The 23,595-nt window shown below is 37.4% G+C and carries 17 protein-coding genes; 13 read left to right on the top strand and 4 right to left on the bottom strand.

The genetic code is table 11. The features are described from left to right. Window positions 1-610 precede the first annotated feature (610 nt). Window positions 611-1,141 carry an ECF transporter S component gene (locus FS608_RS15360; RefSeq protein WP_144552472.1) on the bottom strand — a complete coding sequence of 177 codons (531 nt, stop codon included), beginning with the start codon at window positions 1,139-1,141 and terminating at the stop codon, window positions 611-613. 274 nt (window positions 1,142-1,415) lie between these two features. On the opposite strand from FS608_RS15360, the gene FS608_RS15355 reads away from it, so the two are divergent. Next, entirely contained in the window at window positions 1,416-2,687 is a 1,272-nt protein-coding gene (locus tag FS608_RS15355; RefSeq protein ID WP_144552470.1) for an MFS transporter, read from the top strand. A 76-nt stretch (window positions 2,688-2,763) separates the two neighbouring features. On the opposite strand, the gene FS608_RS15350 is transcribed toward FS608_RS15355, so the two are convergent. Beyond that, the gene (locus FS608_RS15350; protein ID WP_144552468.1) at window positions 2,764-3,675 is read right to left on the bottom strand and encodes a LysR family transcriptional regulator; all 912 of its coding nucleotides are present in this window, start codon (window positions 3,673-3,675) and stop codon (window positions 2,764-2,766) included. 137 nt (window positions 3,676-3,812) lie between these two features. Here FS608_RS15350 and FS608_RS15345 point away from each other — a divergent pair, with 137 nt between their 5' ends. From FS608_RS15345 to FS608_RS15305, 9 genes are all read left to right on the top strand, one after another. Continuing rightward, window positions 3,813-5,330: a long-chain-fatty-acid--CoA ligase gene (locus FS608_RS15345; RefSeq protein ID WP_144552466.1), complete on the top strand. Its 1,518-nt coding sequence runs from the start codon at window positions 3,813-3,815 to the stop codon at window positions 5,328-5,330. Window positions 5,331-5,388: 58 nt separating this feature from the next. After that, entirely contained in the window at window positions 5,389-6,909 is a 1,521-nt protein-coding gene (locus FS608_RS15340) for an aldehyde dehydrogenase family protein (RefSeq protein WP_144552464.1), read from the top strand. A 36-nt stretch (window positions 6,910-6,945) separates the two neighbouring features. Next, window positions 6,946-8,154 (top strand): iron-containing alcohol dehydrogenase, encoded by a 1,209-nt coding sequence (locus tag FS608_RS15335; protein WP_144552461.1) that lies wholly within the window; start codon window positions 6,946-6,948, stop codon window positions 8,152-8,154. Window positions 8,155-8,301: 147 nt separating this feature from the next. Beyond that, complete coding sequence (locus tag FS608_RS15330) at window positions 8,302-10,206, top strand: alkyl/aryl-sulfatase (protein WP_144552459.1); 1,905 nt, start codon at window positions 8,302-8,304, stop codon at window positions 10,204-10,206. 142 nt (window positions 10,207-10,348) lie between these two features. Then, entirely contained in the window at window positions 10,349-11,620 is a 1,272-nt protein-coding gene (locus FS608_RS15325) for an MFS transporter (protein ID WP_144552457.1), read from the top strand. Window positions 11,621-11,720: 100 nt separating this feature from the next. Further along, entirely contained in the window at window positions 11,721-12,434 is a 714-nt protein-coding gene (locus FS608_RS15320) for a hypothetical protein (RefSeq protein ID WP_144552455.1), read from the top strand. A gap of 18 nt (window positions 12,435-12,452) precedes the next feature. Next, window positions 12,453-13,001 (top strand): polyhydroxyalkanoate biosynthesis repressor PhaR, encoded by a 549-nt coding sequence (locus tag FS608_RS15315; protein WP_144552453.1) that lies wholly within the window; start codon window positions 12,453-12,455, stop codon window positions 12,999-13,001. Window positions 13,002-13,024: 23 nt separating this feature from the next. Beyond that, entirely contained in the window at window positions 13,025-14,098 is a 1,074-nt protein-coding gene (locus FS608_RS15310) for an alpha/beta fold hydrolase (protein ID WP_144552451.1), read from the top strand. Window positions 14,099-14,270: 172 nt separating this feature from the next. Continuing rightward, on the top strand, window positions 14,271-15,047 hold the full coding sequence (locus FS608_RS15305; protein WP_144552449.1) for a crotonase/enoyl-CoA hydratase family protein: 777 nt from the start codon (window positions 14,271-14,273) through the stop codon (window positions 15,045-15,047). Between the two features lie 65 nt (window positions 15,048-15,112). Here FS608_RS15305 and FS608_RS15300 read toward each other — a convergent pair whose 3' ends face one another. Continuing rightward, window positions 15,113-16,333 carry a helix-turn-helix domain-containing protein gene (locus FS608_RS15300; protein ID WP_144552447.1) on the bottom strand — a complete coding sequence of 407 codons (1,221 nt, stop codon included), beginning with the start codon at window positions 16,331-16,333 and terminating at the stop codon, window positions 15,113-15,115. A 455-nt stretch (window positions 16,334-16,788) separates the two neighbouring features. On the opposite strand from FS608_RS15300, the gene FS608_RS31645 reads away from it, so the two are divergent. Next, window positions 16,789-20,922 carry a S8 family serine peptidase gene (locus FS608_RS31645; protein ID WP_144552445.1) on the top strand — a complete coding sequence of 1,378 codons (4,134 nt, stop codon included), beginning with the start codon at window positions 16,789-16,791 and terminating at the stop codon, window positions 20,920-20,922. Window positions 20,923-21,073: 151 nt separating this feature from the next. On the opposite strand, the gene FS608_RS15290 is transcribed toward FS608_RS31645, so the two are convergent. After that, window positions 21,074-21,964 carry a LysR substrate-binding domain-containing protein gene (locus FS608_RS15290; protein WP_313958717.1) on the bottom strand — a complete coding sequence of 297 codons (891 nt, stop codon included), beginning with the start codon at window positions 21,962-21,964 and terminating at the stop codon, window positions 21,074-21,076. 188 nt (window positions 21,965-22,152) lie between these two features. On the opposite strand from FS608_RS15290, the gene FS608_RS15285 reads away from it, so the two are divergent. Together FS608_RS15285 and FS608_RS15280 are read left to right on the top strand one after the other, a co-directional pair. Further along, window positions 22,153-22,773, top strand: coding sequence for a chromate transporter (locus FS608_RS15285; RefSeq protein WP_144552441.1), 621 nt, complete (start codon window positions 22,153-22,155; stop codon window positions 22,771-22,773). An 18-nt stretch (window positions 22,774-22,791) separates the two neighbouring features. Further along, window positions 22,792-23,334, top strand: coding sequence for a chromate transporter (locus tag FS608_RS15280; RefSeq protein ID WP_144552439.1), 543 nt, complete (start codon window positions 22,792-22,794; stop codon window positions 23,332-23,334). Window positions 23,335-23,595 lie beyond the last annotated feature (261 nt).

The raw sequence follows: 23,595 nt of genomic DNA, 5'->3' as shown, positions 1-23,595 counted from the left end.
TAGTAATAGAATGTAATTCTATGCTACAAAAAACAATGCACTTTAAATAATAGTAAAAAAGAATGGAAGAATATAACCAAAAGGAATAAAAAAAGTTTTGTATTACATTAAGTTGAGAGAAATTTGGTAATTCTGAATGTTATATAGATAATGAATATATTAATCAATTCCATAATTAAAAGGTATGGTATTAGATAAAAAACTGACATCGTTTATAGAAGCAATGAAAGCAGATCCGTCCTCATTGACAGTTATTGATGGGGGTGTTTAGGTATTGATCTTTCTGATATTCTTTAATGGTGGATGATCGTACTTTGTCGCAGAAAGTTGTTTGGATTATTTCAAGATTGCTGATGATGACCAAAACTCCGAAAGTCAGAAGTTGAAAAGGTCATCATTAAGCTGATGATGACCAAAACTCCGAAAGAAAGCAGAAGAAAAGGTCGTTATTAAGTTAATGATGACCAAAACATTGAAAGAAAGCAGAAGAAAAGGTCGTCATCTAACTGATGACGACCCTTTCTCTGAATAATCTCATAAGACTAGTAATTAGTCCACTATATTTTTTTGTTGCTAAAGACTTCTACAATAAACAATTATTTCTATTTTGTTATCTTAAAGCTCTACTCTTTAAACGTTCTGCAAGAGGTATTACAATGATACCCGCTATTACGACCTGCATTATGTTTCCAGGAATGGAGCCGAATGGCTGTATCCAATTACCATAAAGGATTACTTCTGCAAAATAATAGCCAACCACTTTTATGATTAATGCAGTGGCAATTGCCAAACTATTAACAAAGATTTTATTGCCGGGTACTTTTTCAGAAATAAGTCCGACTATGAAGCCCATTGCACCTACGATAATAAATGTAAACGGGGACCAAATAGCCCAGCCAGAGATAAGATCGAATAAGCCCATTCCGAAGGCTCCTGCTATGGCTCCTGTTTTCTTGCCGTAAACCAAGGCTGCTATAAAAAGAGGCACGTTGCCCAGATGGATTAGCCCTCCGTTACCCATTATTGGGAGCTTGATGTTAATGAACATCGTGGCAACGAGAGTTAATGCGATGAAAAGTGCATTGATGACAATGGCCTTTGTCTTAGATGTTGTTTTTGTTGATGAGAATGTGGATTCCATATGTTGTTTACCCCTTCTTTTTTTAAAATAATATCATACAAATAATATTTAATAAATGGAATTTTGAAACATTTTCAAGATTTCAAGATAATTTTTCCACGTTTAGAGGTAATGCAAGTTGAATCGGAGTGTTGTTCACATAATTATAGAAACTTTAGTAGAGACAAAATTATATTAAAAGTAGAGTGATATATATAATGCTTTTAAAAAACTTGTTTTACCGTGACAGAAAATCCATATATATAGGAGTAAAAGCTAATAGGAGTAGAAATCATTGGACAAACAAAATAGCACATTTAGATGGATTGTATTTGCAACTGTCTTGTTTACTTATTTATTGATGGCGAGCCAACGAACCGCACCTGGACTTATTACAGAACAAGTGATGAGGGATTTTAATGTAACAGCATCAACGATTGGGTTACTAACAAGTATACAATTTTTTGTATACACTGGATTGCAAATCCCGATGGGTATTATGGCTGATCGTTTTGGCCCCAATTTTTTTCTCATTATAGGTGCCATACTTACAGGTTTAGGTACAATCATCTATAGTCTTGGTACGCATGAAGTTGTCCTGTTTTTTGCCAGAATATTGACGGGGACAGGAGATGCGACCATCTGGGTCAATATGGTGTTAATCTTGGGTCAGTGGTTTAATGTAAAGGAATTTGTTCGTTTAATTGGTCTGGCGGGAATGTCAGGAAGTCTTGGTTTCCTATTGGCGACAGTCCCTTTTTCCGCATGGATTGTATTGCTTGGTTGGAGGACAGCATTTTTTTCAACGGGGCTCTTATTATGTCTGTGCGGCATTCTCCTTTATTTGGTACTCTTAAAAATACCAAAACAAATCCTTATTAATGAAACGGTATCTTTAAAAAATGAGATACCACGTGAAAGAACATTGGTTTTACTACGAAGAATGTTTTCAAATCCTCAGGCATGGGCTTTATTCTTTTGCCACTTTGGGGTTGTCGGCGCGTATGTAGGATTTATCAGTTCGTGGGCAGTGCCCTATGGGATGAATGTCTATGGAATGACACGTTCAGATGCGAGTCAACTCATTATGGTTGGTCTTATCGGGGCACTTATAGGTGCTCCCCTAACTAGTTGGATTTCAAGCCGGTTAGAAACCATTAAACGTCCCTATGTTGTTGTTCATATCATTATGTTATTAAGTTGGTCTACCTTTCTTTTATTTAGGGAAAATCCGCCCCTTTCCTTGCTTATTACGCTTTTCTTTATCATAGGCTTTGGGTATGGGGCAAGCGCCTTAACGTTTGCTGTCGTTCGTCAATCTTTTCCCATCATAGAATCTGGTATTGTTTCTGGGTTTGCAAATACGGGTGGATTTTTAAGTGCTGTATTGCTGCCAAGCATTTTTGGATATGTGTTGAATCATTATCAGATTGCTTCAGATAGTTTAGACGATGGATACTATTACGGTTTCATCGCTCCAGTTTTTTTCTCGATACTTGGCTTGATTGGCGTGATTTTTATAAAGGAAAAGCGTCAGATGAAAAACATGAATAGAGAGGGAGGCTAAACAAATCCTTCCGTCTCTTAAAGAAAACCTCCCTTCAATTTTGGAAGGGAGGTTTCTTTAACAAAAATCGTTAAGATTAATAGGTCAACATTCGGGAATGAAAATTAAAATGTTCCAAAAATTTCTTTGTGTTAATAGAAAAATGATTATTCTCTGAGCGTACCCAGCCTACACCTATCTTTTCTTGTTCGTAATTGATGATTTCGATAGGAACGATTTCGCCGCTTAAAACATAAGGATCATTTTTGTTAGAAAAGTCTGGGCCGAAACTAATTCCTAAGCCCTCTAAAATCGCTTTTTTTATTACCTCGGTATTATCAGAGGTAAATAAAATGTTCATTGGCCCAAATTTACTAATTAAATCATTTGCAAATCGTTTCACATAATCCCCATTATATAAAATAACGTTTCGAGTTATCAATTCTTGAGGAGTTATAAATTTTTGTGCCGCTAAAGGAGATGATTTGCTAACGTAGACTTTCATCTTTCCTTCAAGTATTACTTCAAATACTAAATCTTCTCTTTTTTTTATTAAATCATCGTAAATCGTAATTAGGCCAATGTCAATCTGGTTATTTTCGATATGCTCAATAATATGTTGAGTTCCTTTTTCTGAGACTTCAATATTTACATTGGGATATGCGTTTTTAAAAGATGCTAGAGGTTCTAACAGGAACAACATAAAGCCAGGAATCGATGATAACTTTAAATTTCCCGAGGTCACTATGTTGAAAGATTGGGCCTCCTCTTTAAATTCTTGAAGTCTGACTAATACCTCGTAAGCTTTTTTTATTAAAGTTTTGCCCTCATTGGTTGGTACGGCTCCAAGTCGTCTGTGGCGTTTAAATATTTTAACGCCCAACTCATCTTCTAATCTAGTAATCGATTGGCTGATTCCCGATTGAGAAACATGCAGGCTTTCTGCTGCTATAGAAATAGATCCTTTTTCAGCAACCTTTACAATGTATTCCAATTGTTCGATATGCATTGTTTTCTCCTTTATATTATAGAAGCGCAGCTTCTATATACTTCATTAACGGTTGATTTATTTAAGTTTAAATTATATATATAATAAATTCAAGGAAATCTTAATTTTCTAAAAACTAAAAGGAGGAAAGGAAAAGGATGGCTTTGAATTTGAATGAGAATTTAAAGAAAAGTGCAGCAAGATTTCCAAATCGCACCGCCTATACATTTTTGAACCAAAGTAAAACATATGCAGAACTTGATAAATTGGTAGATTGTGCATCTATCAGTTTACATGATGCAGGCATCAGAAAAGGGGATCGAGTCGCTTTAATTCTTGGTAATTGTCCTGAGTTTGTGATTGCTTACTTTGGAATCCTACGGGCAGGTGCAGTGGTTGTTCCGATTAATCCTGTCTACACTTCAGCAGAAATTGCTTATATTCTTTCTAATAGTCAAGCAATGGCTGTAATTGCACATTCCTCTTTAGAACCAGCAATAACTTCTGTAAAAAAGAAACTAGAACATTTGAAGATGGTTATCTACACAGATTCAATCGGGTCTGAATGGCCTTGGGAGCGTCTTGTTCAAGAATCAAAAGAAGTTTTTGAAAGCCCTTCCATTGCTGAGGGTGATTTGGCCGTCATTCTTTATACCTCTGGCACGACTGGAAAGCCAAAAGGTGCCATGCTGTCGCATCGAAATCTGGCATCGAATGCTGCTGCAATGTCCCAGCTTGCCGAGTTCACGGAAGAAGATCGAATCATTGCGGTTCTTCCCATGTTCCATGTGTTTAGTATTGCGACTTGCATTAACATTCCAATAGCTTCCGGGGCAGCCATTGTCATTGTTCCAAAATTTAGCCCAACCGATGTCATTAATACAATTAGAAGCGAGAAGGCAACGATTTTTGCCGGAGTTCCAACCATGTTTAGCTTTTTGTTGCAGGTGCCAGGCGCAATGGCAGAGGACTTTTCATCGATTAGGGCTTGTTTTTCAGGAGGTGCTTCGATTCCAGTTGAATTATTACATAGATTTGAAAAGAAGTATAAGGTTCATGTTTTAGAGGGGTATGGCCTTTCTGAAACGGCTCCTGTAACAGCCTTCAATCCGCTGCGGGGAACACGTAAACCAGGCTCTGTAGGAATAGACATACCCGAAGTGAAGAATAAAGTGGTGGATCCGAATGGAGTGGAAGTTTCAAGAGGCGAAATCGGTGAATTAATTGTAAAAGGTCCGAATGTGATGATGGGGTATTTAGGAATGCAGGAAGCTACATCTTCCGTTTTGAAAGACGGATGGTTTTACACAGGTGATTTGGCCCGAATGGATGAAGAAGGATACATCTATATCGTTGATCGTAAAAAAGATATGATCCTCGTTGGCGGATATAATGTCTATCCGAGAGAAGTCGAAGAGGTATTATATCAGCACCCAGCCATTGTCGAAACGGCGGTGATTGGAATTCCGGATAAAGAATACGGAGAAATCGTGAAGGCCTTCGTGGTCACCAACGATGAAGGTATCACGATGAATGACATTCTTTATTTCTGCCAAGACAAGCTTGCCAAGTACAAGCTGCCAAGACAAGTGGAATTTATGCAGGAATTACCTAAGAACAGCACAGGTAAGATTTTGAGAAGAGCTTTACGTGTTGAACAAGTGGAAGTTAATTAGTTTGATAGGGAACTTTTTTAGATAATGATTAATCTTTTGATAAAAAGGAGGAATTGCTATGAAAGCAGCTGTGCACACATTGGAATTTCCACTCTTTATAAACGGGGAATGGAAACCAGCGATAAGCGGAGAAACGTTTGAGGTAATAAACCCTGCAACTGGTGAAGTGGCTGCAAAGGTGGCGAAAGCCGGGAAAGAAGATGTGGAAGAGGCAGTTTCATCCGCTCGGGCCACTTTTGATTCGGGAGTATGGTCAAAAAAATCTCCACAAGAACGTGCGAACGTACTTATCCAATTTGGAAACAAGATTATTGAACATGCGGAGGAATTAGGATACTTAGAATCTATTAGCTCGGGAGCAACCGTTCGCCGTATTTCTAATATGGACATCCTATCAATCGTTGATCTTTTACAGCAAACGGCAAAGTTCACTGTAGAGTATCCGTATGTGGAAGCCCTTCCTACTTTACCATTTCCTGGACCAAGCAATAACCAGGTTTGGCGGGAACCGATTGGTGTTGTAGCGGCCATTACCGCGTGGAATTTTCCAATGATTCTGGCAATGTGGAAATTGGCTCCTGCCTTGGCAATGGGGAACTCCATTGTGGTCAAACCAGCTTCCAATACGCCATTGTCTACCTTGAAATTAGCGGAATTGGCTGCTGAAGCAGGAATCCCAGCAGGTGTATTCAATGTGATATCTGGTCCAGGAGCCAGCATTGGAGAAGCACTTGTAACCCATCCAAGTGTAGACAAAGTTGCTTTTACCGGTTCTACAGAAGTCGGTGGCCGCATTATGCAGATGGCAGCAGGAACGGTAAAACGCGTCACCCTTGAGTTAGGAGGGAAATCACCAGCCATCGTATTGCCTGATGCGGACTTGAGTATTACTATTCCAGGCATTTTATTCGGATTCTTATCACACTCTGGACAAGTTTGTGAATCAGGCACTCGTGTACTTGTACATGATTCCATTTATGAGCAAGTCATCGAACAATTATCTGCTCTTGCAAGCACCATTACAATTGGAAATCCGTTAGACATCGCTACAGGAATGGGGCCGCTTGTATCACAACAGCAATTGGAAACCGTCCTTTCCTATATTGAGTCTGGTATTGAAGAAGGAGCCCGATTGGTTTGCGGCGGAAAACGAAGGCTCGTTGAAGGATTTGAAGATGGCTATTATGTTGAACCTACCATTTTTGCCGATGTTCATAATGATATGAAGATTGCGAGAGAAGAAATTTTTGGTCCTGTTCTCTCCGTTATTCGTTACTCCACAGTTGAGGAGGCAATAGAAATAGCAAATGATACCATTTATGGATTAGCAGGCGGAGTTTGGTCCAAGGATGTAAATAAAGCCATGAAAATTGCCCGTGAATTAAAGGCAGGAACGATATGGATTAATGATTGGCATATGCTCCGAAGTGATGCACCGTTCGGCGGATACAAGCAAAGCGGTTTTGGCCGGGAATTAGGACGCCATGCCTTAGACGAATATTCTCAAGTCAAGCATGTCCACTGCTCACTTGTGCCTGAAGTCAGCCAAAGACCTTGGTATCAAATATTATTGGGATAATTTAATAAATACAAATCTAATAAAGCAGGTGATTCTATGTCGACATCATTTTTTCAATTTTCTGTAAGAACGGTTGTTAATAGCGGAGCGGGATCAAGAACAATGCTTCCTGAGATGATTAAAGGGCTTGGCGGTAAACGAGCAGTACTCTACACAGACAAAGGGTTAACTCAAGCCGGAATTACTAAGAAGATTAAAGAATTATTTGAGTTCATGCCAGGAACGCCGGAGCTTGTTGGGGTGTTTGATAATATCGAACAAGACGCAAAAGGAGAAATTATTAACCAAGGTGCACGTTTCTTTAAAGAATGCAATGGTGATTCCCTAATTGCTCTTGGCGGCGGCAGTGTCTTAGATACCGTAAAAGGGATTAAGTGGATGCTCCATAAAGGTCTGGATGATATTCGTGATTCCCTGCTTACCGGAAATGTGATGGAATGGTGGCCAGAGGCTCAATTTATTTCAATTCCGCATGTAGCTATTGCGACAACAGCGGGAACTGGAGCGGAAGTATCACCTGTTGCCGTTATCCTAAATGAAAATCTCGGAATAAAATCAAACTTGCTTCATCCGTTTATCAATGCTGATATGGCGATTTTGGATCCCGATTTAACAGTAGGGCTTCCTCCTAAAATTACTGCCTTTACAGGATTTGATGCCTTGACGCATGCAGTGGAAGCTTATTTTTCACCGAAGGCCAATCCGATGACAGATGCCTATGCACTAAAATCGATTCGGATGATTGTTGATAATTTACAGACTGCGGTTCACAAAGGGGACGATCTTTCGGCAAGAGCGAACATGCTAATGGCAAGTTCGATGGCGATTTCTGCTTTCTGTTTATGTCTGAATGCCGTTCCAGTTCACAATATGGCACACGCGATTGGGGCAAAATTCAATATCCCGCACGGATTGGCTAATGCTGTCCTTTTGCCAAATGTAATGGAATCATTGCCTGCATACTATTTGCCGCGAGTCACTGAATTTGCCCAAGCATTAGGTATCACAAAACCATCAGAACAACCTGAACAATGTTTAGAGGAAGTTATTCAATTTATAAGAGATCTCCGCAAAGCGGTGAATTTACCTGACACGTTTGCTGAATTTGAATGTAACGAAGACAAGCTTCACCTTTTGGTGCCGGCTGTACATCATGACCCTGCAGGAGTTTTCTTCAAGATCCCAGCCCCTATTATCACCAAAGTGATAAATGAAGTGTTCGAGCTTAAAGCAATAGAGGCTTAACACGACCATTGGCAATCTTGTAATACGGAAAACACTTGAAAACCTCCTGTTAATGTAGGGTCTCCAGACTTGACATTATTGCCGGGAAGTCAAAAGTGTTTTCCTTTTTTTGTAACAGATAAAAAACAACAATCCTTGGAGGTTTCTATGAAAAGCAAAGTATTAAATCCATCTAAGTCTGCCACTTCTTTTACAAAAAAGGCAAATTTAGCCGTATATGAATCACTAAATTTCAATGATCTACAGAATTTCGAGGATGCGAACCGCGGTTTTATTGCTCCTTTGGAAACTACCATTCTAAAAGATCATTCTGGGGAAGTAGTTTGGGACATCGATAAGTTAGATTTTCTTTTAGATACTGCTCCAGAAACAGTGAACCCAAGCCTATGGAGAAATGCCCAATTACAGGCAATATCTGGTTTATTTGAAGTAGTGGAAGGAATATATCAAGTCCGTGGGCAATCGATCGCTACCACTTTCTTTATTGAAGGTAAACAAGGAGTCATTGTTTGTGATGCTTTAGGAAGTACGGAAACGGCAGAAGCCGCCATGGAATTATATTATAAACATCGTCCAAAAAGGCCAGTTTCAGCAATTATTATCAGTCAAAGTCATGCGGACCATTTTGGCGGCATTCAGGCTGTTCTAAAATATGCGGAAAATCCGGCCATTCCTATTATCGTTCCTCAACATTTTACAAAAGAAGCGTTAAGTGAAAATGTGCTTTTGGGTACCATTATGGCTCGTCGGGCTGAGTATCAGTTTGGTAAAAATATTCCAGATGGCCGGGAAGGCTCGGTATCTATCGGTATAGGTAATACGATGAGTTCCGGAACTATGAGTTTTGCGCTGCCTACAGTTGAAATAGAAAACGAAATCGACACGATGGAAATCGATGGGGTAACCTTTAAATTCTTGTTAACACCAAATACGGAAGCACCCGCTGAAATGCACTTTTATATACGGGATTACAAAGCATTATTTGTATCAGAGAACGCCAATCAGTTGATGCATCAAATTTATACGGTTAGAGGGGCGAAAACTCGGGATGCCCTGCATTGGGCCAATTCACTCGATAAAACCATTGATTTATTTGAAAATGAAGAGATCGATGCCTTGCTTATGATCCATGCATGGCCTGTTTGGGGCAAGGATCGTGCTTTAGGACATTTGAAATTGCAGCGTGATCTGTATAAATATATGCATGACCAGACCGTACGTTTAGCCAACCATGGATATACGATGGAGGAGATTGCTGAAACGATCAAACTTCCAAGATCATTAGATACGTATTGGGGGAATCGCGGGTATTACGGTACGTTAAAGCATAATGCAAAGGGGATTTACAATTATTATTTAGGTTATTATAGTGCAAATCCTTCAGATTTAGATCCATTACCACAAGTGGAAGCGGGTCATAAATATGTAGAATACATGGGCGGAGCGACCGCTATATTGGAAAAAGCAAAAGATGATTTTGATAATGGGGAATACCGCTGGGTAGCTCAAGTATTAAAAAATGTCGTTATGGCTGATCCAGAAAATACGGAAGCAAAAAATTTATTAGCAGATTCATTCGAACAATTGGGTTACCAAGCCGAATCAGCCAATTGGCGTAATATTTATCTTGTTGGTGCATCCGAACTAAGAAACGGAATGGATAATGATACTACTCCGTTGGATGTTTCTGGAATTATCAACCATATGCCAATAGAGGATTTCTTAAAGCTGATCGCTGTTAAACTTAACGGACCAAAGGCAGAAGGTAAAAAAATAACGTTGAATCTAACTCTATCAGATTCTAACCAACAATATGCAATTTATATAGAAAATTCTGTTTTGATTTATAAAGCGGATAGGGTAGACCCTAACCCAGATGTTACCGTAACACTTGATCAATTAATATTCTATGGAATTGGACTTGGTCTTCTTTCTTCTGATCAGGCAATAGCAGCTGGTAAATTAATGATTTCTGGTGAGCAAACTAAATTGGATGAATTTTTATCACTTTTGGATAAGTTCAACCCTTTTCCAAATATCGTAACGCCTTAATTAACAAAACAAAATAATTTTTTACAAAAGCACATGCCTTGTCCCATACAGAGGCGGACAAGGCATGTGTTTCTGCTCTTAAACTATGAAAACTAATGTAATTTAAAAATAGGAATGTATTTGATGAGAGGCAGGAGTTGGAATGAAACGATGGACGAAATGGGTTATTTTACTTGCACTTTTTATTATGTCTATTGTTAATTTTGCCGATAAATCCATTACTGGATTAGCCGGTATCGATATTATGAAGGATTTAACTCTTACCTCCACTCAGTTTGGAATAGTTGGAAGCAGTTTTTTTTGGCTGTTTTCCTTAGCTGGAATTATCGGCGGTACTTTGTCGGATAGGCTGGGGACTGGAAAATTACTAGCTATTATGGCGATTATTTGGACAATCGCGCAATCCATGGTGCTATTTGTATCAAGTTTCCCATTACTTATTTTTAGTAGAGTATTACTAGGTGCCGGAGAAGGTGCATTTTCTGCAACTGCAGTCAGTCATCTTAGTAAATATTTTAAACCGGAATCACGTGGACTTGCCATATCGATTATAAATTTTGGCAATGTGGTGGGGATTGCCGTTACAGCCCCAATAGTGGTTTTTCTAATCTCCAATTATGGGTGGAAACAAGCATTTTTTATTTCTGGTATTTGTAGCTTTGTCTGGTTAATTGCTTGGCTTTGGCTGGGAAGGTTTAAAGCCGATGATTCTTACGTAGAAGTGGTAAGTAAACAGGTAAACAAACAAGAAAAAAATGCGAAAGATGTCTGGAAGGTTTTGCGATCTCCTATTTTTATTTTTACAATCTTGCTTGCATTTATTGTCTATTCAATTATTGTTTTTGGACTTACCTTTAATCCTGCCTATCTAATGAAAGTAAAGGGGTTATCTGAACAGCAGTCAGCAAAAGTGATTGCTATTTCCGGATTAATTGGCGCGATTCTTGGAATTGTACTAGCCTTCTGTTCCGATCGTATATACAAAAAAACTCAGAGTTTGCGGAAGTCGCGAATTCTATTTTCAGCAATTTGTGCTATTCTTGCAGGAATTTTGTACGCTCTGTTTCCCCTTGTGAATGGAACGGTCTCCATAATCATCATACTTTCGTTAGTAAATACATTAGTTGTTAGCATGAACACACTAAATCCTGCAATAGTCATAAGTTTACTACCAGAGCGAAGAGGAGCTATGGCAGGTACGTATTATGGATTTATGTCTTCATCAGGTATTGTTGCTCCAATTATTTTTGGAAAACTGATTCAAGTTTCTGGTACAAATCAAGCCGGTGGTTATAGTGCATCCATTTACGGTATTTCTGTTGCTTTGGTGATTGCAGCTATACTCATATACCTTTTCGGAAAGCAAAAACAACAAGTCTCAACAAAGAGTAATAAAAGAACGGTAAACCTCTAATTGCAACTTTTAATTTATATTTTTTCTTAAACTAATGAATAACCTGGATTTCAGACTATACCAAAAATCTTCACTATTTATTAAAAAGGATGTGCGCAGTATGGCTGCCAAAAAAGATAATCTACAAGAATCATTGAAAGAAACAATAGGTCGAAAGAAAAAAGAAGAAGTGGACGAAACAGTAGAAACAGTAGATAAACCATTACGAGAGGAAAAACGGGACGAAGAGTTCACAGCAGATAATGACGATGAAGCATCGCATTCTAGCCTTGACCTGCTCTGTAGATTAGCATTTCATGAATTAGACGAATGGGCAAAACGTTCTAAATATCGCGACGAGGTCTTCTTAAAAGAGGTGAGACGATTCTCAGAAAGTGTACAACGGAACCAAGGGAATAAAAAAGTAATAGCAGAGCATTTTACGAAGGAGTTTACCGAGTGGGAAAAGACTGCACGAGATGAATTTTTAATGTCCACCACCACCTTGCAGCATTTCTTTCCAGTTCGGTCTTATGAGGAAATAAATGCGCAAATGGATCAGATTCAAAAGACAGTATTGTCTCTCTTAAGTACTCCATGTCAAACTATTGCAAATAGCCAAGTGACAGAGAAATATGTAGAAATGATGGAGCAATATATGGAGATTAGGAAAAAAGGAAGATTACAATATATCAATACTATTAAGCAAGTTGGGAATTCGTTCTTTAGATATCAAAAAGGATTTGTCAATCTGTTTACAACACAATTCAAAGAACTGATTTTCCCGCTAAATAAATATATGGAAAAAACCGAAGATCCTTCAACAAATTCTTAATTTAAGGAGAGCAACAGCATGTCAAAGGAAAAAATCTATGATCCATTTGTTGGATTAAACCAATTGAGTGAAATGTGGGACAAACAATTAACTGGCCTTTTATATAACTTAACAGACAAAAAAGAATTTGTAAGCACAGCAAGCCTAGGAATCAACACTTATTCATTTTACCTAGAACGACTTAGAAAGAACCAAGAACTTTTTGCTTCTATTATGAATATCCCGACAAAGAAAGATGTAGCTAATGCAGCAAAGCTATCTATTCAGACAGACGAGAAAATTGATATTTTAGAAGAACAAATTTGGAAATTACAAGATAGTGTCAGCTCCATTGTGAAAGAAAATGAAGGAATGTTCAAGGAGATATTAAACATTGTGATGCAAATGAAGAATGAATTTCAACAAATGGCCCAAGAGGTGGCGGAAAGGCAAAAAATGAATACTGACCTTCAGGATTTGCGAAAAGAAGTAGAGAAAGGTCTCATTGAAATTCGTCGAGAGAAGCAGAAAAAAGAACCGGAAAAAAAGCAGAATAAAGAACTGATGCTCACCGGTATTAATAAATAACATGAAAGAGAGCGGTGACCATAATGAACGCATTAGGAACAAACCTTATTCCGAGCTTTAACTTAGAAAAAGAATTGAAACGGTGGAACCAGCTTAATAAAATTATAACTGGTTCAAAGCCAGATATCGTGCCTACACCGAGACAGGCTGTCTGGAAGAAAAATAAAGCGACTTTATGGTATCATCCTGCCAAAGAAAAAAGACATACCATTCCGGTATTTCTAGTCTACTCCCTGTTAAATAAGGTGTACATTCTGGACATCGGTGAAGGGAGCAGCGTTGTTGGCGGGCTTACCGAGCGCGGCTATGATGTCTACCTATTGGACTGGGGGTCCCCTGGCCTAGAGGATTCTGATATCACACTTGATAATTATATCATTGATTATTTGGAGAACGCCCTAAAACGAGCGTTAAGACATTCAGGTGCAAAAGAAATATCGCTTGCTGGTTATTGCCTAGGTGGTACGATTGCAGCCATTCTGGCTTCCATAACCGAACTGCCAATTAAGAATTTATCACTTGCAGCCGTTCCAATCGATTTTAGTATCGGCGTCCTTCCTGATAAAATCTTGGAAGGACTACAAAAAGGGCAGTTAAGTGTTGATCGTTTTGCCGATGCCCTTGAGACCATTCCTTCAGAAATTCTGTATTTGATGTTTAGGATGCTATCACCGAGTGATGTTAGTCCAAAAATTAATCTTTTCACCCGGGCGTATGATGAGAAATATGTAGAAAAGTGGCGCCGTATGGATAAGTGGACGAAGGACTCTGCTTCGTTCGCCGGTGCTGCATTCAAACAAATGTTCAATGATCTCTATAAGAACAACAAACTTTTAAAGGGAGAATTGGTAATTGGCGGCAGAAAGGTGGATTTAAAGAATATAACCTGCCCACTTTTTGTCTTCTCTTGCTCACGTGACACACTTATATTAGAGCAGCAAAGTCGTCCGGTGATGGACCTTGTTTCAAGTATGGATAAAACGTATGACGTGTATGAAGGCGGACATGTTTCACTAGTCTTGAACGGGGTGTTCGCTGAAATTTGGGATAAGTGGCTTTCGGCTCGATCACAGGAAATTCAAGAAGTACTTATATAATTTTTATTTACAAGATTTAGTGGGAAGGATTCATATCCTTCCCGCTTATCTTTTTTTGGCTGCATTTAAAGTAAACCGATGATGGATTTAGTATCTAGCGAGGATAAAATACATATATTCTTTCCAATGTAATCTATTGAAGAAAATAAACTTAACCGAAAGGGGAGACAATATGGGAGTTTCAGTAGAAAGAAAAGGTAAAGTATGTACGATCATGATCAACAGGCCAGAAGTGAGGAATGCAGTTGATCGGGAAACCGCAGACCAACTTGCAGATGCCTTTAGTGTTTTTGAAGCAGATGACCAGCTGCATGTTGCAGTTCTTTGTGGATCAGGGGGAACATTTTGTGCAGGTGCAGATTTAAAGCGGGCTGCGAATCTGGATAAAGGGGAATCCAACCGATTGGATAGCGACATGTCTCAGAACGGTCCTATGGGTCCAAGCCGCATGCATTTGTCCAAGCCAGTTATTGCTGCTGTTCAAGGCTATGCAGTTGCAGGGGGTCTAGAATTGGCGATTTGGTGTGACCTTCGCGTTGTCGAACAGGATGCGGTATTCGGAGTTTTTTGCCGTCGGTTTGGAGTTCCTCTCATCGATGGAGGAACTCAGCGCTTACCACGCTTGATTGGCATGAGTCGAGCATTAGACTTGATTTTAACAGGCCGGCCGGTGGGAGCAGATGAAGCATTGGAAATCGGTCTGGCCAATCGGGTAGTGAAGTCTGGGACTGCTATTGAAGAAGCTCAGCAATTAGCTGCTCAAATAGCCGATTTTCCGCAGCTCTGTATGAGAAATGATCGGGAAGCAGTCTATCGCGGGTTTGACCTTGATTTTAACAAAGGCATGGAGCTGGAGTTTTTGTTGGGGCTTAATGTGGTGAATAGCGGTGAGACACAGCAGGGGGCTACTCGTTTTGTTTCAGGGCAAGGCCGTCACGGGAAATTTTGATGTTAGGGGTATTATTTCTTTCACTTAAATAAAGCATGTCACTGAAAGTGGCATGCCTTTTCCATTTAATGATTTATCAATACATTGGCCATTTTTAATGCTTTACCAGTTTTTTTCTGTTTAAAATAATAATTAAACAACTCTTTTTTTGAACGTTTAATTAAATAAACAAAGCCAAATTTTTCAAACAAAGGTAATGAATGTTCGGACAAGTATTGATGGTATTCCTGTTCTTTATCTTGAATTAAATAACGAAGTAAGGTAAATAAGTTTATGTATAATTGTTCATTTTTATTAAGAGATTTTTCTAGTCCTTCATTGGCCAGTTGTAATAATTCATCCTTTGGAAGTAAACTTCCATAATATGCACTGTTTATATAACCTTCTAAAGAAAGTAAGTATGGACTTGATTCATTATCTTTAAGACTCATTGAGCCTTTATAGTATTTATTGGCTTGTTCATAATTTTTTCTTCTAAAGTATTCAAAAGCTAAGTTGTGTAATACCTTTGCTTTTCGAGCAGGTGATTGACATAGGTCACAGCTTTTGATTAAGCTTTCAAACCTCTGAATGGTCTCTTTAAAATCTCCATCATCTTTTACTTGAATCGCCATCAGCATTTCTGCATCGATCACTCTAAGATAGTTATTAATTTCTTTAAAAAATTGGCGTGATTTATCTGCGAAAAAATAAGCCATAACGGGTGATTCAATAGAATGATACGCGACTGCTAAATGATAGGTATATTCCTTGTTATTATAATCTGTATCATTTATTGATTTTAATGCTTGAATTGCCTTGAGATTTTCATGTTTCGCTATATAGTAAACTCCTAAAACGTGTTTGAACAAATTAGCTTCGTAGGATGATAATTTATGTTCTTTCATTCGGATTTCAGCGATGATGTCTGATGCTTTCTCGGTCAAATTATGCATAAGTAAAAACCTAACCCGAAGTAACTTATATAAATTAATATAATCGGAGATTTGAATTAAATCTTCTTGCTCAAGTTCATGATTAATAAGATCCATTTCTTCAAATAATTGCATGACAATCACATTATGCCAATGATTTAATCGCTTTTTTATATTTTTAAGTTTAATTATTTCATCTTCGATAGTAATTTCTAGTCGCTCTGATAGAAGAGTGATAATTTCAGGTGCATATTCAGTATGTAAACGCTCTATTTTACTAATATGTGTTCCAGAACAAATCCCTTTTCCTAATTGCTCTTGAGTCATTTGGTATTTTTCCCGATAAAACTTTATGATTTTCCCCTCGTACATGTCGAAATTCTCCTTTAGAAAAAATATATTTTGATAGTTTTGAGCATTGGAAAACCAAGATTCCCCCAAGTACAAAAATGATTTTTTCTAAACAATTTAAAAATTGTCATTTTTTAGTAATATTTTCCGTTTATATTTTATAAAAAATCGTTCGATTCTTCAATGCTTGACAATATTCTACAAGGGTTTCGTCAAATCTTTTAGTCGAATGAGGAAAACTCGTGGAACAATTCCCCCAATTTACCGACGATAAAAGCTCAAGTACAATATGAATTAATAGAGTTGTCTAATTATTCATACTCTTATTTTACACTATCTTTCTTTAGGGAGGAAAGCGATGCTCATAGGCATATGTAACCATTTTATTAGGTTAAACCTGCTAGATTGTTATTTTTAAAAAGTAATAGGGTTTAAATTTGCAGCGGAAATCAAATTGATTGAAGGAGCGTTGATTTATGAAACTTCGGAAGAAGCAATTCCTAAATGTTATGGTGTCAGGTGTAATAGCCTCCAGCCTACTTACATCCTATTTAATGCCTCAGCACAAAACTTATGCAATTTCCAATTCTGCTGAATCGATCTTAAAAGGACTTACGGAAGAACAAAAACAGTCTATAAAGCGATTAACTCCACAAGAAGGCTTTATTATTGATCCAAGTTTATTATCTTTGAAAAATAAAACAGCAAATGTCATTGTTGAGCTTCAAACATCACCAGTCGAAGAGACCCATTTGAAATCAAAAGGGTCACATAACGATAAAAAACAGAAAATTCGAGAGGAACAGGAGTATTTTAAACAACGATTGAATGATCTATTTAAAAAGGAGACACCAACTCAAAAATCAAAAAAAGAAAGCAATCAATTCGAAATTAAACAAACTTATAAACATGTATTTAACGGAATGTCCATGACCGTTCCAACCAATCAAATTCATACGCTTCTTGAGACGGGGGTAGTGAAAAGGATTTGGAAGGACAATGAAGTAACACTGCCAATCAATGAGCTTTCTGCAAAAGAAACGGCGACTGAAAAAATAGTTCCGCCAGCGCTTCCACATTTAGGTGTTGACCGCTTACATAGTGAGGGTTTAAAAGGACAAGGAATTAAAGTTGGTGTTATTGATACAGGGATTGACTATCATCACCCTGATTTAAAAGATGTCTATAAAGGTGGCTATGATTTCGTTGATGACGATGCTGATCCAATGGAATCAACGCCTGCAGATCAATTGGCATCAGGTGAACCCGAGTTTATAGATGGTCTTCCATTTGTAACAGAGCACGGAACGCATGTTGCTGGAACAATCGCATCTAACCCTAAAAATGATGTTGAATATGCCATGACAGGTGTAGCTCCAAATGTTGAATTGCATGCCTATCGAGTTTTAGGTCACTATGGATCAGGATTAGATTCGTGGGTGATCGCAGGAATAGAAAGAGCGATTGAAGATGGTATGGATGTGATTAATCTATCATTAGGTAATAGTAGTAATAATTCCTTAAACGCAACATCTGTGGCCATTAACAATGCGGCATTACAAGGTGTTGTACCAGTTGTTGCTGGCGGAAATGCCGGGCCAAATCCTGGAACGCTTGGATCACCAGGCACCTCACCACTTGCCATAACTGTTGGTGCAAGTGATGTGCCGACAGATATTCCGACTGTAAAAGCAAGTTTAGGAGATATTTCCGTTCAAAATACTTTAATGGGTTATGGATTTGGTAAGGATTATTTGAAAGTAATGGACAAAGAGTTTGAAGTGGTTGAAGTAGGAATTGGTACGGAAGAGGATTATTCAGACAAAGAAGTTAATGGGAAAGTGGCATTAATTTCTCGTGGGACTATATCTTTTGATGAAAAAATTCGACGTGCTCACGAAAAGGGTGCTGCAGCTGTATTGATCTACAATAATGAAGATGGAGAAATTCCATTTTTCTTGGGTGAAAATTATGGATATGCCCCAACCTTTAAAATGTTAAAAGGTGATGGAGAAAAATTACAAGATAAATTAAAAACAGATCCTACTACTAAACTTAAACTATCAGATTTACATTCAAATATGAATTCTGGTGATATATTAGCCGATTTTAGCTCACGTGGACCAGTAAATAATAACTTTGATATAAAGCCAGATGTAGTAGCACCTGGGGTGTCTACATTTTCTACCGTTCCAGAATATATTAATAGTCCAAAAGAGGGTATCGACTATTCTAGCGCATATGCAAGTTTAAGTGGTACATCAATGGCGACACCGCATGTAGCTGGAGTGGCAGCCTTACTATTACAATCACATCCAGATTATACAGTAGCTGATGTAAAAGCGGCTCTAATGAATACGGCAGATCCATTAAAAGGGCGTACCTACAATGTGAATGAAGTTGGAGCAGGCCGTGTGGATGCTTATGAGGCAGTCCACAATACAACTCTATTGGAAGTTCAAAATAAAACAATTACTTTGGATGAAGAAGGAATTAAAAAACAAATCGATGATATTTCTGGGTCGCTTCCATTTGGGAGTATGGCACAATCAAGCGAAATTCAAAATAGAACAACGGAGATTCAAATTAAAAATTTAAGCAGTGAAAAAGAAACCTATCATACAAGAGTAGATTTTTTAACAATCGAAGGAGTATCAAAGGATGCAGGTAAAAGCGGTGTGACGCTTCAATTACCGTCTTCAATTGAAGTGGGTGGGAATGAAAGTAAGTCTATTAATGCAGAAATCACGATTCCAGCAGATGCAGAATTTGGTATATATGAGGGATATATCTACATTGAAAATGAGTCGAAAACGTCAGAATATCAAATTCCATTCCATGTGCGCTATTCTAAACCAGGTTTCGAAAAACTAACATTTTATAAACATGCCATAACGAATGACCTTAGTAATTTTCATCCGTATATCGAGCCGTTTACACCAGTTAGTTTCAAGTTAAATAGCGGAATGAAAACGATTGATGTTGTTGTTAGTGACTTAAATGGGAAACCAATTGGTTTCTATGGCACCTTTAATTTAGAGGAAGCTGCCGTTGATACTGAATACATGATATTTTTCGGATTCTCAGGCGAGGTAAAATATTTTACCGGTGATCCCAATAAACCTTTATCACTCGAATATGAATCACTTAAAGAAGGGAAGTACATTGTTTCATATATTGGTACAGGGATAGATGGTAAAACTTATAAAATTGATAATGACATGGTGATCGATAATACAGCTCCAACTGTAGCATTTGATAAGAAATATGGCATTCATGAAATTTCGAATGCAGATTTAACCACTGAGAATTATGATGGACAAGATTATACAGCATACTGGGTTCACGGAAAAATTCATGATGATACGATTGATTATTTGAAGAGTAGAGGTCATGATCTTACTCAAGAAATGAATACTGTATATGCTTATCAAGATTCTTATTGGCCAACAGCACAATTTTTTCCTACCGAAGATGGCGATTTTAAATTCGGTGTTTTACCTGAAGAATTTGCGAACTATCCAACGAATATCGCAATGTACACGTATGATTATGCGACTGCAGGAAACCCAAATTTCCCAGACTTTACGATTATTAATAAAGGTACCAAATATGCAACGTTAAAACCGGAAACAATGGGAGTTAGTCTTGGATCAGAGTTTGTCAATACATTTGCAGTTCATAACGCTAAGGATTTAACAAGCGCGAATGTTACGATCGATATTCCGAATTTCTATAAGGTTGTAGACGTTAAACCATCACAACAATTAGAGAATTTGGCAAAGAAGAATAATTGGAATATTCGCGTCGCTAAGCCCGAAATAACAAAAGATATTTGGTCTGATATTACAACGTTTTCTGTAGATATTTCTGACCAAAAAACGAAATTACCAGTTTCAATTGATGGTGAAATTAATTTATTAGATATTAATTTAAAAGTGATTGATGATCATAATTACTCCGTAGAAAGTGAATTCAGGTATCAAGAATCATCATATCAAACACGTTCTGGTAGCAAGTTTACTTTACCAACCTTTGCAGATCGGTTTAAATTCACCTCTCAACACTCCATGTTAGAGGGTTACTACCATGGTGAAGCTGTAAACTTCGAAAATTATGATCTAGACTATTCGAAGATTGGTGTAAAAGCTTATCTTGTTGATAAAAAAGGTAAAAAATATAATGCTACTATTTCAGAAAATGGATATATGACGATCACGGATATTCCTGCAGTTGCAGATGAATATACATTGGTGGTTAATATTCCAGGACATTACCAATACAACAAAAAGTTACAATTAAGTAGAACCATTGATGGAAAAGTGCAAGGTATTTACTATAGCTTATATACGGATACAGCAGCAGCTGGAGATGTTAACGGAGATAATGTAATTGATATTTATGACGCAAAGCTGGTTGCAAATAGTGCTGGAGATACAGGTGATAAATTAAAAGCAGATTTAAATAAAGATGGAACCGTTGATATTGTAGATTTCAACTATGTCGAGAAGAACTTTATGACGGTCAATCCATATTTCCCAACATCTATTAAGCCGGTTGAGAAAACGGAAAAACTAACATTAGAAGAATTGAAAAAAAGTTTTAATTAAAAGTCCTTGTAATTGATATTGATATTTTAGCCATGTTGATTGAACCGCACCTGGAGCGGAAATCACTTGCAAGTGTAACACAACCATTAAAAAAAGGGTGCCTTTTGATTAAAGGCATCCTTAATAATCTATATTAGTTCTATAATCATTTTTATTTTTGAATAAATTCAACAAAGCTAGCCACACCAATTCTACGAAATCTCTGAGGTTTTTTAACCAGCCATAGATTTCTTTTTATTTCGACCCCAGTCATTTTTATTTCTTTTAAAAATCCTTGCTCCAATTCTCTGGACACTGTTAGCCTCGGTAAGATGCTGATTCCAAGTCCCGCTTCTACAGCACTTTTAATTGCTTGAGTGCTCCCGATCTCCATATAGCTTTCAATACTATCTAACACTCCATAATCCCTTAAAGCCTTTTCTACAATAAGTCGTGTTCCTGAAATTGATTCACGCCAAATCATTCGTTCATTAGCCAATTCTTTAATATTTATTTCTGTTCTGCCCCTCCACGGGTGATCAGGTGGGTAGATGAGAACTAACTCATCCTCAGCAAATTTCTCTACTTTAAGATTCGTATTTTCAACCATACCTTCTACTAATGCTAAATCGATGACATCATTTGCTAAATCCTCTAAAACACTTGGTGTGTTTTTAATGGTTAATGTTACTTTTATTTCTGGTGCTTGTTTTTTAAAACTGCCTAATAAGCTTGGTAATAAATACTCACCAATTGTCAAAGAAGCACCTACCCTGAGGATGGCATTGGACTCTCCAGTTATCTGCTTAATTACTTCTTTAGATCGGTTGAATTCATAGACGATTTCTTTGGCAAAAGGATAGAGCATCCTTCCTGTTTCTGTTACTGTAAGTTTCCCTTCTGATCGGTTGAACAACAATGTCCCATAATAATTTTCTAATTGATGGATCTGCCTTGTTACAGCAGGTTGAGACACATAACTTAAACGTGCTGCTTGGCTTATACTGCCTTCATCTACAACTAAACAAAACATTTTCAAGTTTTCTATGTTCAATGAAATCATCTCCACTAAATGAAAAGCTTCGCATATATGATAGTACCATAAAAGTAAAAGAAAAAAGTTTTCAAAAGTATAAGATTCTGTTATACCCTATGCATTTCTTGCAATTTCCCTTTGCTATATCACCTGATAATGTAATGTATAGGAGCGGTGATATAGAAAAGAATCTGACCAAGAGAGCAGGGAATGGAATGCGGAAAGAATGGAAAAAGTTGTTACAAATTTTTTGGACTTTTTTTAAAATGGGTCCTGTTACGTTCGGTGGCGGATTTGCCATGATTCCTTTGATTGAAAAAGAGGTCGTAGATAAAAAAAATTGGTTAAAAAGTGAAGATGTTACGGATGTATTTGTCTTAGTTCAATCAGTACCAGGTGCTGTTGCTATTAACTCTGCAACTTTTATTGGAAAAAGAATAGGTGGAACTAGAGGGGCAATCGCCGCAATGCTTGGTGTCTCATTACCTCCATTTTTAATCGTCCTTACACTATGGATTTTATACAGTTTCTTCCAAAGCAACCCTAAAGTAGTAGCAGCTTTCCTTTCCATTCGAGCTTCCATTGTCGCCCTTATCGTTTATGCAGCTATCAGAACCGGAAAAACAGCGATTGTTGACAAATCCACGTTCGCACTAATTGTGGCAGGAATTCCTGTTCTTTTCTTTATTCATCCTATACTAGCCATTCTATCTGGTGCTTTAGCGGGTATTATTATAACAAAGGTAAAAGAAAAGTTGGGTTGTAAAGTAAAATTTGATAATACGAAAGAAACGCAGGTAAATAATAATGATTTTTTCATGGGCTCAGGAATTTAAGAAGAAAGGATAAAAACTATGATATTTTGGGAATTATTCAAAATGTTTTTTGTTATTGGTTTAGTTTCCTTCGGCGGAGGATATTCAATCCTGCCGGTCATTGAGCAAGATGTTATTAAACATGGATGGATGACAACACAAGAGTTTACAAACATTATTGCTGTAGCTGGGATGTCTCCTGGTCCAATAGCTGCAAACAGTGCTATTATTGTTGGATATTCTATTGCTGGAATTAAAGGGTCTATCATTTCTGCATTGGGAATCTTGCTTCCTTCGATCATTCTGGTTCTCATTATAGCAACCTTTTTTCTTAAGCTAAATCAATATCCAATTGTAAAATCTATGTTTTATGGCTTAAGACCTATAGTCACAAGTTTAATTCTATTTGCAGCAATTAAGTTTGCCATTTCAAATAATATTGTTAGTTTTAATTTTACTTGGCATACATTAAGCCTGTTGCTTGTCTTTGGATGTTCACTTGCAGCTCTTCTGAAATTCCACTGGCATCCAGCCATAATTATTGTAATATCTGGATTAGTAGGTATTGCTCTTTATTCATGAATTGGGTATTTTTATTTTCGAGACAAAAGTGAATGATTATTCATTCACCATTAACGGTCTATTTTTGAATCTTGCAGTTATACATACTACAAAGAAAATTTTGATGGTGAATGAGATTTGAGCAGTAATTGCAATATTTACATAGATATTTGCCAGAAAATTCGAATGTAAGGACATCTCTTCTAATAAAGTAATTGTAACGGGAGTAAAAAGGCTTTTTAGCCGAAAAACACCGGCAAGTTTCATATTACTGTAACTAAA

Source organism: Bacillus sp. X1(2014), assembly GCF_007678255.1.
This window is presented reverse-complemented; position numbering and strand designations above follow the sequence as displayed.

What these genes read in the sequence shown, in the direction of transcription:
- FS608_RS15305 (WP_144552449.1), top strand. Translation starts at nt 14,271, where the DNA reads ATGGGAGTTTCAGTAGAAAGAAAAGGTAAAGTATGTACGATCATGATC.
- FS608_RS15280 (WP_144552439.1), top strand. Translation starts at nt 22,792, where the DNA reads ATGATATTTTGGGAATTATTCAAAATGTTTTTTGTTATTGGTTTAGTT.
- FS608_RS15360 (WP_144552472.1), bottom strand. Translation starts at nt 1,141, where the DNA reads ATGGAATCCACATTCTCATCAACAAAAACAACATCTAAGACAAAGGCC.
- FS608_RS15310 (WP_144552451.1), top strand. Translation starts at nt 13,025, where the DNA reads ATGAACGCATTAGGAACAAACCTTATTCCGAGCTTTAACTTAGAAAAA.
- FS608_RS15335 (WP_144552461.1), top strand. Translation starts at nt 6,946, where the DNA reads ATGTCGACATCATTTTTTCAATTTTCTGTAAGAACGGTTGTTAATAGC.
- FS608_RS15350 (WP_144552468.1), bottom strand. Translation starts at nt 3,675, where the DNA reads ATGCATATCGAACAATTGGAATACATTGTAAAGGTTGCTGAAAAAGGA.
- FS608_RS15320 (WP_144552455.1), top strand. Translation starts at nt 11,721, where the DNA reads ATGGCTGCCAAAAAAGATAATCTACAAGAATCATTGAAAGAAACAATA.
- FS608_RS15345 (WP_144552466.1), top strand. Translation starts at nt 3,813, where the DNA reads ATGGCTTTGAATTTGAATGAGAATTTAAAGAAAAGTGCAGCAAGATTT.
- FS608_RS15285 (WP_144552441.1), top strand. Translation starts at nt 22,153, where the DNA reads ATGCGGAAAGAATGGAAAAAGTTGTTACAAATTTTTTGGACTTTTTTT.
- FS608_RS15315 (WP_144552453.1), top strand. Translation starts at nt 12,453, where the DNA reads ATGTCAAAGGAAAAAATCTATGATCCATTTGTTGGATTAAACCAATTG.
- FS608_RS15340 (WP_144552464.1), top strand. Translation starts at nt 5,389, where the DNA reads ATGAAAGCAGCTGTGCACACATTGGAATTTCCACTCTTTATAAACGGG.
- FS608_RS15300 (WP_144552447.1), bottom strand. Translation starts at nt 16,333, where the DNA reads ATGTACGAGGGGAAAATCATAAAGTTTTATCGGGAAAAATACCAAATG.
- FS608_RS15290 (WP_313958717.1), bottom strand. Translation starts at nt 21,964, where the DNA reads ATGATTTCATTGAACATAGAAAACTTGAAAATGTTTTGTTTAGTTGTA.
- FS608_RS31645 (WP_144552445.1), top strand. Translation starts at nt 16,789, where the DNA reads ATGAAACTTCGGAAGAAGCAATTCCTAAATGTTATGGTGTCAGGTGTA.
- FS608_RS15325 (WP_144552457.1), top strand. Translation starts at nt 10,349, where the DNA reads ATGAAACGATGGACGAAATGGGTTATTTTACTTGCACTTTTTATTATG.
- FS608_RS15330 (WP_144552459.1), top strand. Translation starts at nt 8,302, where the DNA reads ATGAAAAGCAAAGTATTAAATCCATCTAAGTCTGCCACTTCTTTTACA.